The following is a 13,035-nucleotide window of genomic DNA, read 5'->3' on the forward strand; positions in this document are numbered from 1 at the left end:
CAACGGCAAACTACTCCTTTCATGTTTTGCACTACCGTTTTCCGGTAAGTTTTATCTCAAACCTAAATTTGTCGCATCTGAGATAATTTCGTTCCCCGAAGTACCAAATGGTCTAAATCGAATAGCGTTTATGATCGTATACCCAACCATTCCGTATGGTACTCTTTTTCTCCAATTAAAAAGCTACTCTGCATCACTATTTTGACAGCCTGTATACAGGCCACAGTGCCAACTTCAAAATTTTGCTGCCCCAAAAAGCCAAAACAGTCGTACCTGTCCATGAACTCCGCTTATTCTGGCTGTACTGGTCATTGATAATATAGGTTCGGGTGGAAGTAGGACTTTTCAGACCGAGCTTTTCCCACTCTGCAGGATCATTTGAACCTCCAAGCTTTAAAAGCATATTCGTAGACTCCTTATTGATTTTATCCAGAATTTGCTCGTAGGCCTGGGTAATTTTTGCATGAAATTCGTCGATTGGATTACGGCTGGCAATGCTCTCCAAATGGATGCTTTCGCGAAGGTAAGAAACGTATGCCAGATGTTCAGCCCAGAACTCGTCGATATAAAAAAGCCGTACCCGCTGCTCCGAAGGGCTCATTGGCAGCTCGCCTTTCAAAATTCTGAGTCGCTCAGCGTATAGAATTCGCCTCTGATCCTCCACCATATCGGAATAACTATTCAGTTCCTGGTGGATATCGAAGTTTTGGCCCATAATAACGCGCTGAACATGCTCGATTTTACTGCGGAGCATTGACTCCTCGAGAGCCTCCTCCTGCCGAGGAGCGCGAACCACTTTGTGGATTCCGAACTGAAGCATCAACTCGTCCTCTAAGCTGACGAAAAATACGGAAGCTCCCGGGTCGCCCTGGCGGCCGGAACGCCCGCGCAGTTGATCGTCAATCCGCACGCTTTCGTTCACATATGTACCTATCACGTATAATCCTCCCAGCTTGGCGACAACTTCTGCCTTCTCCGGGTTGCCGCCGCCGAGCCGAATGTCGACGCCGCGACCTGCCATATTTGTAGACACCGTTACGGCGCCGATTTCTCCTGCTTTAGCTATGATTTTGGCTTCTATTGCGTCGTTTTTCGCATTCAGAACATGGCATTGTACATTGGCGTTCACCAGCGCCTCCGCCAGTTTGTCAGACTCCTCAACGCTAGACGTACCAATGAGAATCGGACGTCCCATCGCATGGATAGACGAAATTTCTTGTACAAGCGCCTTTAGCTTGGCTTCTTTATGAGTGTAAATTCGGTGCGGGTGATCGATCCGTATGTTTGGCTGATTCGGCGGAATTTTCACGACCTGCAGCGCATAAATATTCTCAAATTCCATTGCTGAAGCCTGCGCCGTAGCCGTCATTCCGCAAATTCCCGGATACAAACTAATGAAGTGTTGAATGGTAATCGTTCCGAGAATTTTCCCTCCTGCCTTCCACTCTAGTCCTTCTTTGGCCACAAGCGCAGCTTGCAGTCCATCCGGCAAATACCTGTTCTCCGCCACACGACCGGTATATTCATCTATTAATTCGATTTGACCATCTCTCACGATATAATTGACATCTTTTTTTAATAACGTTTCCACATGCAACGCACAATTTAAGGACGTTAAGAAATGACTATTATGGCTATCGTACAAATTGCCGCTTCCGAGCAGGGACTCCACCTTCGCAGCGCCAGCTTCATTCAAATAAACGTTCCGCTTAAACTCGTCGAATTCGTAATGCTCAACTTCGTTGAGCTGCCGAGCCACTTCTGCGAAACGAAGGTCGTCGCTCTTGGAAGAGCTCGACTCGCCGCTGATGACTAGCGGCACCCGCGCTTCGTCCAGAAGCAATGAATCCGCTTCGTCGACGATGACGTAGTGGAATGGACGATGCACCGTATCAGCTTCGTTTAGGGCGATCGTGTCGCGCAAATAATCAAATCCCGCTTCTTTAGCCGTCACATAGGTTATATCGTTGGCGTACGCTTCCTGTTTCTCCAAAAGGCTCATACCAGCTTGAACTGAGTTTACACTTAACCCGAGAAAACGATAGATCGGACCCATCCACTCGGCATCTCGACTTGCCAAATAATCGTTAAACGTCAGCACATGAACGCCTTGGCCAGTCAGCGCATTTAGGTAAGCAGGCATAACAGCAGAGAGTGTTTTTCCTTCGCCCGTATGCTGCTCGATCAAAAATCTCTCATGCAAAGCGATGGCAGCCATGATCTGCACATTAAAAGGCTGTAATCCGAGCTTTCTCTTCGCTACCTCACAGACCAACGCATAGGCATCGACAAGTAGCTCATCCAAAGGTGTTCCCCACTTTGCTTCCTTTTTCAAGCGGAGAGATTCTTCTTGGAGCCGCTGATCGTCCCAAGCCTCCAAATTTCGTTTTCTGATGAGTTCCACCTTGTCTCGATATCCTTTTAACTGTTGCTGGGCATCGCGGTCTTTGAACCTCCGCATCAAGTTGACGACTATATTCACTGGTTTATTCCCTCCTCGGTCATGATCCTATAACTACTGAAATCTCACTAAGCAATAACACTACCCACTGTAATTGTGATACCAGCTTCCGATGTAGCTTTCTTCAAGAAGGCTTGTCCTATTAAATTGTATTCTAGTATGACTTTACATACGTACTCACTTGGTGAAAGTTTCCATATAATCTCAAAATATTGAATTAAATGATTTGGTATATTTGCGAGAAATCCATCATAAGGTAGTCGCTCATTACACCAGTAGCTCACGTACTTATATTGATCTCCTATTTGCTTTGAAAAGCACTCTCTGCGTCATCTTCTGTAAAAATTGCAGAGACATTGTAATAAAATGCCCGTTAGCTTAATGATATTCCGGTAAATTAGTTGTTTGACTGATTAATAGTATGTTGTTCTTATCCTTGGCTCAAAACGAGTTTATAAGCATCAATTTTGCGATCTTTATAGTAAATCGTTTTTGTCACGTGTTATGATTTCCAACAACCTAAATGTTTAGATATTAATCTAATCTGCAATGGCACATTGTTCTTGTCCTGTTCAATCAACGGTACTATGTTCTTGTGCTGAGCTTGGGACAAGAACTTGGTTCCTTAAAAATAACCGCTATAGATAGAGGTAAACAGAATCCCGAGTCTGTCCGATTACTATGTATAGAGCCTTTGACAAGGTTGAGTACAGTCTAGGTGACCGCTGTACAGGACAGGTAACCACTTCTGGAGAACGTACAAAGTGAGGGAGTGGTAAATCAAGCACCAATGCACGTTGAGCGTCAGCTGAAGGAGAGTATTTTAAGGAGTTGCCGAAATAATAATACGGAAGTTGGGCTATGAAAGGCAAGAAGATGTAGATATCGAATACATAAGTACATCAGAAAATCGTGGTGCTGGTAGCTGGGTAGACAACCAGTTGGAAGAATTCCGGATGCTTTTATAGAAGATTAAAAGGTGTAAAAATAGACAGAATGACGCCTTGCACAACATGTAGACGCTCGATTTCAAACACCGCTTTATTTGCCCATACTGTGGTGAACATTACGGTAAAATGAACGGATTAGGTGATTCCATATTTATCTGTTTTCTTTTTGGAGTAGGTCTTTTCGTATTAGGAATTGCGAGTCTAACAGAGTCCGTTGAATGGTTTGAACGAACTATATGAATTGATCAACACTTGTCGTATTCTCCATAACTTACCGCCTCAATCCTTTATAGGAAACCGCTATAATTACGTTGAGGTGTTATTATGTACATCCCCAAAATTCAGGAATACCCCGTACTCCATTGTATGATTATATATTGTAAGCACAATACAGGAGGTGTTTTGTATGTGTGGTAGATTTACAATCACTGACCCTTTAGACTCTATCTTGGACAGGTACTATGCATCTATTGCTGATGGATTTGAGTACAAGCCTAACTATAATGCTGCACCCATGCAGTACATCCCAACTATTATCGGAAGTAAAAACGGTAATAGATTAGGCGCTCTCCGATGGGGTTTGGTACCCACTTGGGCAAAAGATGATAAGATCGGGAACAAAATGATTAATGCCCGCGCAGAAACATTAGCAGAGAAGCCGTCCTTTAAACGTCTGATCAGTTCCAAACGCTGTATCATCCCCACGAACGGATTCTACGAGTGGAAGAAAGAAGAATCAACAAAGCGGCCGATGCGCATTTTGATGAAAGACGACAGTATCTTTTCATTGGCAGGATTGTATGACACGTGGACAGATCCAGATGGAAACAGACTGAGTACTTGCACCATCATTACAACGGAACCAAATAGTCTTATGGAGGTTATCCATAATCGTATGCCGGTCATCTTGCGCCCTGAGGATGAGGCTGAGTGGCTTGGAAGAGATAATGATGATGTCCAATCGTTGCTCGGTTTTCTTAAGCCATATCAAGCATCTGAGATGCGAGCGTATGAGGTGCCGAAGGAAGTGGGCAATGTGAGAAATAACAGTGTGGAATTATTGAAAGAAATAGTTTAGTGGTAAAGCTTTATCGACTTATTTAGGTCGGTAAAGCTTTTTCATATTTAATAGTGCATCATTGTTCTTAAAATTAACTCTTAATCATAGAGAAAATTCCTATACTACAAAAACAGACTGGCAGTTGATTCTAGTGGTAAGAATCTAGGTTATCAGAAATAGTGAGCCCAGAGTATTCAGAACAAGCATCGGGAGACCGCGCCATCCTTGTAGTAACCCTGACAACAGGTTTGAATAAAGAATACGATCTTCCGATGAGTGATGCAAATGCATTCCTCAAATGGTACGATGCTCTTGATGCAGGAACTGGCCCGGCCAAGTTTGCTATCAACAAATACAGCAACAACAAAGGTCCATTCAGCAAGCGTACTGCTTACGTGATATTCAATAAAATTTTGACGTTTGAGATAAGTGAATATACGACCAACTAATTACATGGCTCTGAGCTCATTTGCACAGAGCCTTTTAATGTAAATAAATGGAAATATATAAACAGGTCTGATAAAATATATTGGATTATTACATAGATGGAGGAATAAAATGTTTGATAATATGGCATTTTACTCACTTCTGGGTATTGCCGGTCTTATCACTACTTGTTTGTTTATATTTGGTATAGCTTGTTTAATAGCATTTTTCATCAATATCTTCAGACTGATCAAAAGGTCGATTTAACCGAAAGTTATAACAATGCCAATCGTGTGGTAATACTATCTCAATATCAGCTATCATTTGCCCTAATTGCGGCCACGACTATGGTAGATCTAATGGAGCTTTCAATTCAATTTTCGGGTCATTCGTTGGTTTCGTAATTTGCATTGGCGGTGGATTCATAGCATTAGCTGAACTTATGAAGATGTTAAATGATAAGTAATTAAGTGAGAAGGAGCTATTTAAGGCTCCTATTTTTGTACCTAGACTCAAATGTATTTCGAAAGTACCTCTTCCCCATGATCTTAATGGATACTGTGCTATACGCTTCTACTAATCCTTCTAACCTACTCTCGTTGAAAAACCTCGTTCGTAACTAGTGTCCCTATTTTAAATCCTTTCACAAATGCCTCACAAGAATTAGTGGAATTAATATTATCTATCATATCTAATAGTTCCTCCAACTGTTTAAAATCATCCTCCGAAAGCTCTCTCTGAAATTTTTCGATATGAGCTGTAATCTCCTTATTAATAGATCGATACCCGGCGTCTTTAGGAACAATATTCTCCTCTGGTCTCAAATTACCATAATAGATTTCTTCTATTATATTTCCCATATCACAGCCCTCCTCCCTCTAATAAATGTCTTGTGCTCTTCTCATGACAATTATATAAGATTGACAGACAATGCTGGGGGTTTATGCAATATTCGCATGTGGTTCTTATGGCTTTCATAGAAAACCGCATTTTACATGCTTGCTTTGACATAATAATGTAGCGCTTGTTGAGCCCTACCTCGGGAGTATGCTAAGATAATGGACAACTATTTCCACAAAATCTTATTACAAATCAACCGTACAGAAAGGACACTATGAATCCTTCATCCCTGTCATCTAAGTTACAAAAAATCATTCCGCCGCTGGATCTGCGAAGCTGCCTGGTCAGCGTACGCGGTGAGATCATGTACGAACATTACCGCAACCAAGAGGCTGCGACCGATATTGCAAAAGTCAACTCCTGTACCAAGAGTGTGCTGTCCGCACTCATCTGTATAGCGATGGATAAAGGCTTGTTGCCAGAGGCATCAGCCCCAATCTCCACCTTTTTCCCACAGTTGACATCCGATCCTGATCCGCGTAAACCTGCGATCACGCTGGAACAACTGCTCACGATGACAGCCGGATTCAACTGGGACGAGTTCGGTGGGCAGAATTCATTCCCTCGTATGACCCGTACCGATCATTGGGTGGATTTTGCGTTGGAACAGCGCTTAAGTCATGAACCAGGTACATACATGGAATACAATTCAGGAGTATCACAGATTCTATCCGCCATCCTGATGCAAAATGCAGGCATGAACGTAGCCGAGTTCGCAGAACGTTATCTTTTTGGCCCGCTGGGAATTAAGGATTATGAATGGGAAATTGACCCTCAGGGTGTACATACTGGCGGATTCGGTCTAAAGATGTTGCCAGTAGATCTGCTGAAATTCGGTCAGCTGTTTCTACAGCAAGGTACATGGGAGGGTGAGTCTCTCATTTCAATTGATCTCGTCTCCCGTTCGACGCAGCCTTTCATTACAGTCACTCCACCGAATCACGGCAGTTATGCTTGGCATTGGTGGGTGGATGACTATCCGAACGAAAGGTCTGACTCCGAATATATCGCTGCTGCTGATAACGACAGGCCCAATCTCCATTATTATTACGCGCGAGGGTTTGGTGGGCAGTATGTATACATTGTTCCTGAGCTGGAACTCGTTACGGTGTTAACCAATGACAAACGAAAGAAAGAGAAACCTCCGTTGGATGTTTTCCCTCGATTAATCGCACCTGAACTTTGGAAAATGTTATAAACACGGACATTCTATCTATCTCGTCCTATAAATGAACCCCCAACCTTATGTGGGCATAACCTGCCTGCCTTTAGGCTGAGGGTTTATTGGTCATGCCAAAGCTTCTTCGATGGCCATCGTTATTGGATACGGGCCTGACTCTTGATTAGAGAGCACAACCAGTTGTAGATCTCTGTCTGGATACACAGAAGACATGAATGATACTCCTGGATCAAACCCCATGACATGAAATTTGAAAATGTCCTCTCCTTGCCGTTCAATCCAGATACCATGCCCATAATACTCTTCATCCTCTTGATGAGCATGTGGAGTTAATAACTGCTGCGTCGTCTCTTCATTCAACAATTGGTGACCTAGCAAAGCATCCCAGAATAGAACCATATCCGGTGCCGTAACATAGGCCCCACCATCTGATCCACCTTTGACAGGAATGGAGAACATATTGGTGTTCCAGGAGCCATCTTCATGATCTATATATCCCAAGGCTGTGTTACGCGGAAGCTGATCGGTTAAGAAATAACCGGAGTCCTTCATGCCACACGGTTTGAAAATATGCTCCTCCACATAATCTGTAAACGACGATCCGGAATGTTGTTCTACAATAAGTCCCAGCACAATGAAACCCGCATTGTTGTAGTGAAAACGTGCACCCGGAGCAGACTTCATTGGAAGATGCTGAAACAAGGGCAGAAAGTCACTTAATCGCCGCATCGCGTAGACGGGTCTGTGTTTCCACAATTCCGAAAAGTCTTCCATCACTTCTTCATCGAAATAATCCGGTATGCCTGACGTGTGTGTTAATAACTGATGGATGGTGATTCCTTCGTCCCACAGTGGAAACTCCACATCCAACACATCCGTAAGCTTGGAATCCGCAGACAACTTGCCTGCTTCAATTAGTTGGCATACACTCACTGCCGTGAAGATCTTACATCCTGATGCAATTCCGAAGCGTGTGTCCACCTGATTAGCAAGTTCTTCACTGCGACTCGCATAACCACGTTTCATATTCAAAAGGGTTTTCCCGCCTTGCTGGAGTAATACGACACCCGAAAAATTCACACGTTCCATGACTTCTTCCACTTTTGTTGTCAGCTCTAATACATTCAACATTTTGTTTTTCACCTACTTGTCTATGTTCATTACATTCTCATTCTTAATTCTTCGTCATATCCTGCATACCTGCCAAATTTTCATAAAAAGAAGGGTCACTCCCTTATAAAAGGAAATCACCCTTCTTTCAGACAACGTAAGTTTAAGTTGGACAAAGCATGCTCAAATGCTGTTCAATCACTTGTTCCACTCGTTTTACCGTAAGTCTATCTGGCTGCATTAGCATATGAATGGCGAGTCCATCCACAAGAGCATATAACTTCTCCGTCTCCATCTCGGCATCCAGATCAGGATGTGTCATGCCCTGCTTCTGCAACTCCTGGATTACCCACTGAGCAGACCGATACATCCCCTGATGCATCTGATCACTTAATTTTTTTAATTCGGGGTAAACCAATAATTTGGCTGTAAACGAAAACCAGACCTCCATTTCCATCATTCTGTCTTCGTCCAACGGGAGAAATTGCAAGAGCAGATTCTTCATATCCTGCAGTACAGTTCCGCTCATCTGTAACGCCTCCACCCTCTTCTGTACCCGTTCTGCAAAAAGATTCATGCAAAAGGTGAACAATTCGGCCTGTGTGGCAAAATAATGACGCATGGAACCTACAGATAATCCCGCTTCCTTTGCTATATTCCGAACTGTAGCATGCTCCAGTCCATGCTCTTGAATGACCCGGATGGCTGCATCAGCAACGACTTTCCTTTGACTTTCATGATCTACGATTTTTGGCATGACATCATTATACATCAAGCTTCTCTTTTTGTAATACACTGTGCTATAATCTTTTTAATACATTGTATTAGAATAAAAGCTGCTGTATGGAGAGGAATTAATAAGATCATGCATACAACGATCCCAGCCTCAAAACGCAAGAAATTCAGAGTTACCACCTTTATAACAAGGCTATTCTGCACCATGTTATTGCTGATCGGTGCAGCATTCTGCTATGAGTGGTTTGCTTCGTCACAGGCCAAAAAGAACTTTCCGCCTCCCGGTACGTTAGTTCAAGTCGGCGGTTACCAGCTGCACATTCATAAACAAGGCAGTGGTTCGCCGACCATACTTATGGAGGCCGGAAGTGGTGAGACCAGTTTGTCGTGGAGAGACATTCCGACGGAACTAGCCAAACACGCAACGGTGGTCACGTATGATCGCGCTGGATATGCCTGGAGTGAATCTGCACCTACAGAACGCACAGGTGCGAATATCGTCAAAGATTTACATGCAGCTCTGGAGAAGGAGAATATCCGCGGCCCATACGTTATGGTAGGTCATTCCCTTGGGGGTATGTATGTTAGACTCTTTGCACAGACCTATACAAGTGAGGTTCAGAGCCTTGTCCTCATTGATGCGAGACCTGAGGATGACGAGAAGAATACAAAGGCTTTGTTGGAACAGGCTCAGTTTCAGGGAAACCCACCTGCCTCCTTATTATCCTTACTGAAGGTATCTGGCGCTTTCAGATTATTCCCAGACTTTTTGCTTGATGGTCTGGTTGCCAAGCAAGATCGAGATACTTTTGTTAATGTGATAGCTACACCCTCCTTTTTTCACGCCAAAGAAGAAGAAGCCTTCCACGCCCATTTAACAGAAGATGCCATTCGTGGCCAAAGTCTTGGATCAATCCCTGTTCGTATCATTGCACGCGGACGTCCTCAAGACTATGCGCAAGCAGGGATTTCGGTTGAAATTGGACTGAAGCTCGAATCCATATGGCAATCGGGACAGCGTGACATGTTGAATATATCGGAGGATAGTCAGCTCATCACGGCCACCCGCAGTGGTCATATGATTATTCACGATGAACCTGAGCTGGTTGTGAAAACAATCCTTGAGTTAATCTCTAATAGGTAGAGAAAGTCTTATCGACTATCGTTCCACCTGTGAATATACTTACTTCCTCAAGAACAACCTGGACTGGTTAGAAATTTAAAGGGCTGTTCCAGCAGCCATGTATATGACTTGGAACAGCCCTTCAAGCAATATAAATTAAGATTGAACTAATGAGTTCTGCCTCCAGAAAACATAAGTTAGCGTAAGGCTTGCAGGTTCGCCTCGGGACTTCCTGAACTTTTCTTTGTTTCACGGGGAGACCTCGTATTGATCAGATAATACAGTGTGGCGTAGATCGTAATGATAAACGTTCCAAAAAACAGGCAAAACGCAAGAGACGGGCGGCTTACACTTTCGTGCATCAGCTGAATCAGCGTCTCGCGATTCGTCAGTGCATCCCAGCTATTCAGTCGATATACACGTCCAAGCAAGACCCCATAACTTCCCAAAGCACAGCCTGCCAGTACAAAGATCCAGGATGCCCCGCGTCCAATCCGGTGATAGATCACTTCCTGAAGCTGATACATCGACAGGAATCCCAGCAGAAGTCCAGTCCAGACAAACATTAATACAACACTCAAGTCGTACCAATATGTGTAATCAACCCCGTTACCACCATAATACCGGGAACTCCTAGCCGTCAGATGAACCAAATCCGTAACAATATAAGAAGAGTTCGGGAAAAATAACAACCACAGCAACCCACTTGCTACTGCAAGCCATGCGGCACCTTTCCATTTCACATTACTTAGAAGATAGGATGCATAAGAAAACACAAAAGGAATCCAACCCAAAAACAGATTCCAGATCAGGAAGCGGAAATAACGTTGATCGAGCCAATCTGCGGCTACATAGTACAAGCCAAGTGTTACTATAGTGACTACACTAAGGAAAATAAATATGCGAATATAATTCAGTTTTCTCAATGATTTTGACCTCACTTGATAAAATTCAATTAATTTCGAAAATAGCGGATGATCTCTTCCTTATTCTTTTCAACACGCAAATTCAATCCACGTTTATCCTTCAAACCATACTGCTGCAATTCATGGCCCGGATCAAGTACCAACGGTTTAGTCGCGACATCGACCAGCAAATCCATCGTCAATTGATAAGTTTCCCGTAACTTGTCCATCGGTAGTCTTGATTCGTACCGCTTAATCAGCTCAATCAGACGTTCAGCATACACGAGACGAACCATACTGTCCGCACTCTTCAACTGTCTTGAAGAAAATGATGTAATCGCCGTAACAATACCCGGTTCTGTCCGATGTTTGGCGATCAACGCAAGCTCATCCACCGCATCCCAATTCATGATAGACAGTTCGGAACTTAATTGTTGAATTCGCTCTCCTATCCATTGTTCTTCTAACTCTTGGGGTACGTCCCATCGCTTATAGTCCGCATACACGGCTTCTCGATGCATCTGTATAGTGCTCCCGTAATGTTTGATGAACAAATCCTTTGCTACACGCCAATCGGTCTCTTCCATTTTAACCACCACCATACCTGTTCCTATTTGACCTTATACCCATAACATATTACATAAATTTACTACTCTCCAAACATACTAGAATCATACCATTTACCAAAGGAGAATCAAATTTACAATGAATCCGAATTCCATGAACCCTCAGAATTTAGTACAACTACATTGAATGTAAATCCATATGTCATCCCTAACATGAATCATGGCGGCCATGAGATGTTCGATGTGCATGAGATTCTAGCCTCCAACAATAATGTGCTGGATCAATATATGATCCTTCGCTACATCCCTATTAGCAATAAACCACTTCATTAATTAGAAAATAAAGTCCAAATACCCAGAACAGTCTCTTCAACCCATTCGGGTGTTAGGGGCTGTTCTTTGGTTATTTATAATCATTCATTTTCCTGCTTAAGACACTTGATTAGGTTACCAGAAGTTGGTTTAATCAAAGACAGACCTTACATATTCAACTTATGGAACATACATATAAGATAAGATGAAAAGCAGTTATACGAGAGTGCAACGACATATTTGTCCATTGGGAGGTATACGAATGAGATGGAAGCAACCTGCTAAACTTGGTTTACTGGCTATGGCTATAGGCTGTACTGCTATTGGCTCAACTCCTACGACCTCAACAACACTGGCTGCGCCTATTCCCGCTTCCAAAGTGGTGTATCATCAATTCCAAACCTATCGTACACAGCAGTGAAATCCACAGAGAGTCTGGTTAAGGCACGAAAATACCTGATGAATCATATTGATAAAGTCAATCCTTGGCAAGCTACACTCATGACCCTGCAACTGGAGAACATGCAGAACGTGAAGCTGGCTGATATGGATCACCAAATGTATACGGAACAGTTTCAACAAGCCTTATCTCAAGTCCATGAACAACTCGGTTACGAGCAGAAGCTTACATATAGTCGTCTGCTCAAAGAAATTAAAGATCCGACCGTGAAGAAGCTTCTGCAGGAAGCATCTGATCTCGGGTTCAAACTGGAAACCAGGAAGGCTTGTATTACCCCATCATCAATTATGAGATATACCAAAAGTTCAAGCCTTTCGTTCAGGCTGATATTGCTGCTTACATTGACATTATGGCTACCGAGTCCAATCAGATGACAACTTCGGATGGTGGCATAATCATCTCCTGGAACGAATTAATTCAGCGTACATTGGAGAAAGAAGCTTTTTTAAACAAATTCCCGAATTCCAATCGCACAACCAAAGTAAAACAATGGTTGTTTGTAGATTATCTGTTTTACGGAAGTGACAACACGCCCGCATATGACTGGTATACAGACGAAGAAATCCGCACAATGGATCCTGAAGTGAAGAAGGCTTACGAGAAAGCGTTGGCTAAGCGGGAACCCAACACGAAGAGTGTTCTTCTGGATACCATAGAAAAGATTTTGCTGGTTCTCAATCAGAACAAGGATGAGCTCACACCTGAGATTAGAGCAATCATTGAACCCGTTCAACAACAATTTGCCAGTGAATAATCGGATGGCGAATAGCAAACTGTGAATGCAAAAAAGCGGCAATCCTCCTGACAGAGGTTGCCGCTTTTAAGGTTACATATCAAATCCGTACGA

The 13,035-nt window shown here is 43.2% G+C and carries 13 protein-coding genes and 1 pseudogene; 8 read left to right on the plus strand and 6 right to left on the minus strand.

The window, feature by feature from the left end; all coding sequences use genetic code 11:
- Window positions 1-196 precede the first annotated feature (196 nt).
- Window positions 197-2,482 carry a preprotein translocase subunit SecA gene (locus tag M1D71_RS17315; RefSeq protein WP_458122977.1) on the minus strand — a complete coding sequence of 762 codons (2,286 nt, stop codon included), beginning with the start codon at window positions 2,480-2,482 and terminating at the stop codon, window positions 197-199.
- Window positions 2,483-3,817: 1,335 nt separating this feature from the next.
- On the opposite strand from M1D71_RS17315, the gene M1D71_RS17320 reads away from it, so the two are divergent.
- The gene (locus M1D71_RS17320; protein WP_336764499.1) at window positions 3,818-4,489 is read left to right on the plus strand and encodes an SOS response-associated peptidase; all 672 of its coding nucleotides are present in this window, start codon (window positions 3,818-3,820) and stop codon (window positions 4,487-4,489) included.
- A gap of 161 nt (window positions 4,490-4,650) precedes the next feature.
- Complete coding sequence (locus M1D71_RS17325) at window positions 4,651-4,920, plus strand: hypothetical protein (protein ID WP_458122978.1); 270 nt, start codon at window positions 4,651-4,653, stop codon at window positions 4,918-4,920.
- A 567-nt stretch (window positions 4,921-5,487) separates the two neighbouring features.
- Here the strand turns inward: M1D71_RS17325 and M1D71_RS17330 are convergent.
- Window positions 5,488-5,757: a DUF6809 family protein gene (locus M1D71_RS17330; RefSeq protein ID WP_458122979.1), complete on the minus strand. Its 270-nt coding sequence runs from the start codon at window positions 5,755-5,757 to the stop codon at window positions 5,488-5,490.
- Between the two features lie 254 nt (window positions 5,758-6,011).
- Here M1D71_RS17330 and M1D71_RS17335 point away from each other — a divergent pair, with 254 nt between their 5' ends.
- Window positions 6,012-6,995 (plus strand): serine hydrolase domain-containing protein, encoded by a 984-nt coding sequence (locus M1D71_RS17335; RefSeq protein ID WP_458122980.1) that lies wholly within the window; start codon window positions 6,012-6,014, stop codon window positions 6,993-6,995.
- A gap of 90 nt (window positions 6,996-7,085) precedes the next feature.
- Here M1D71_RS17335 and M1D71_RS17340 read toward each other — a convergent pair whose 3' ends face one another.
- Both M1D71_RS17340 and M1D71_RS17345 read right to left on the minus strand, forming a co-directional pair.
- A complete protein-coding gene (locus tag M1D71_RS17340; protein WP_458122981.1) occupies window positions 7,086-8,108 on the minus strand; it encodes a serine hydrolase domain-containing protein in 1,023 nt (340 codons plus the stop codon).
- Window positions 8,109-8,250: 142 nt separating this feature from the next.
- A complete protein-coding gene (locus M1D71_RS17345) occupies window positions 8,251-8,859 on the minus strand; it encodes a TetR/AcrR family transcriptional regulator (RefSeq protein WP_458122982.1) in 609 nt (202 codons plus the stop codon).
- Window positions 8,860-9,027: 168 nt separating this feature from the next.
- On the opposite strand from M1D71_RS17345, the gene M1D71_RS17350 reads away from it, so the two are divergent.
- Window positions 9,028-9,966, plus strand: coding sequence for an alpha/beta fold hydrolase (locus M1D71_RS17350; RefSeq protein WP_458127283.1), 939 nt, complete (start codon window positions 9,028-9,030; stop codon window positions 9,964-9,966).
- 176 nt (window positions 9,967-10,142) lie between these two features.
- Here M1D71_RS17350 and M1D71_RS17355 read toward each other — a convergent pair whose 3' ends face one another.
- Both M1D71_RS17355 and M1D71_RS17360 read right to left on the minus strand, forming a co-directional pair.
- Window positions 10,143-10,871 (minus strand): DUF1361 domain-containing protein, encoded by a 729-nt coding sequence (locus M1D71_RS17355; RefSeq protein ID WP_458122983.1) that lies wholly within the window; start codon window positions 10,869-10,871, stop codon window positions 10,143-10,145.
- Window positions 10,872-10,900: 29 nt separating this feature from the next.
- The gene (locus tag M1D71_RS17360) at window positions 10,901-11,437 is read right to left on the minus strand and encodes a hypothetical protein (RefSeq protein WP_458122984.1); all 537 of its coding nucleotides are present in this window, start codon (window positions 11,435-11,437) and stop codon (window positions 10,901-10,903) included.
- Window positions 11,438-11,629: 192 nt separating this feature from the next.
- On the opposite strand from M1D71_RS17360, the pseudogene M1D71_RS17365 reads away from it, so the two are divergent.
- The 4 genes and pseudogenes from M1D71_RS17365 to M1D71_RS17380 all read left to right on the plus strand — a co-directional run.
- Window positions 11,630-11,716: pseudogene (locus M1D71_RS17365) on the plus strand (spore coat protein); the annotation flags it as partial.
- A 274-nt stretch (window positions 11,717-11,990) separates the two neighbouring features.
- A complete protein-coding gene (locus M1D71_RS17370; RefSeq protein ID WP_458122985.1) occupies window positions 11,991-12,149 on the plus strand; it encodes a hypothetical protein in 159 nt (52 codons plus the stop codon).
- Between the two features lie 38 nt (window positions 12,150-12,187).
- Window positions 12,188-12,562, plus strand: a complete 375-nt coding sequence (locus M1D71_RS17375; protein ID WP_458122986.1) for a hypothetical protein — start codon at window positions 12,188-12,190, stop codon at window positions 12,560-12,562.
- Window positions 12,559-12,942, plus strand: a complete 384-nt coding sequence (locus M1D71_RS17380; RefSeq protein ID WP_458122987.1) for a hypothetical protein — start codon at window positions 12,559-12,561, stop codon at window positions 12,940-12,942. Before M1D71_RS17375 ends, M1D71_RS17380 begins: the two co-directional genes overlap by 4 nt.
- Window positions 12,943-13,035 lie beyond the last annotated feature (93 nt).

It is taken from the genome of Paenibacillus sp. Z3-2 (genome assembly GCF_054161325.1).

Coding starts and splice junctions, on each gene's coding strand:
- M1D71_RS17320 (WP_336764499.1), top strand. CDS start 3,818: ATGTGTGGTAGATTTACAATCACTGACCCTTTAGACTCTATCTTGGAC.
- M1D71_RS17330 (WP_458122979.1), bottom strand. CDS start 5,757: ATGGGAAATATAATAGAAGAAATCTATTATGGTAATTTGAGACCAGAG.
- M1D71_RS17335 (WP_458122980.1), top strand. CDS start 6,012: ATGAATCCTTCATCCCTGTCATCTAAGTTACAAAAAATCATTCCGCCG.
- M1D71_RS17340 (WP_458122981.1), bottom strand. CDS start 8,108: ATGTTGAATGTATTAGAGCTGACAACAAAAGTGGAAGAAGTCATGGAA.
- M1D71_RS17345 (WP_458122982.1), bottom strand. CDS start 8,859: ATGTATAATGATGTCATGCCAAAAATCGTAGATCATGAAAGTCAAAGG.
- M1D71_RS17350 (WP_458127283.1), top strand. CDS start 9,028: ATGTTATTGCTGATCGGTGCAGCATTCTGCTATGAGTGGTTTGCTTCG.
- M1D71_RS17360 (WP_458122984.1), bottom strand. CDS start 11,437: ATGGAAGAGACCGATTGGCGTGTAGCAAAGGATTTGTTCATCAAACAT.
- M1D71_RS17370 (WP_458122985.1), top strand. CDS start 11,991: ATGAGATGGAAGCAACCTGCTAAACTTGGTTTACTGGCTATGGCTATA.
- M1D71_RS17375 (WP_458122986.1), top strand. CDS start 12,188: ATGAATCATATTGATAAAGTCAATCCTTGGCAAGCTACACTCATGACC.
- M1D71_RS17380 (WP_458122987.1), top strand. CDS start 12,559: ATGACAACTTCGGATGGTGGCATAATCATCTCCTGGAACGAATTAATT.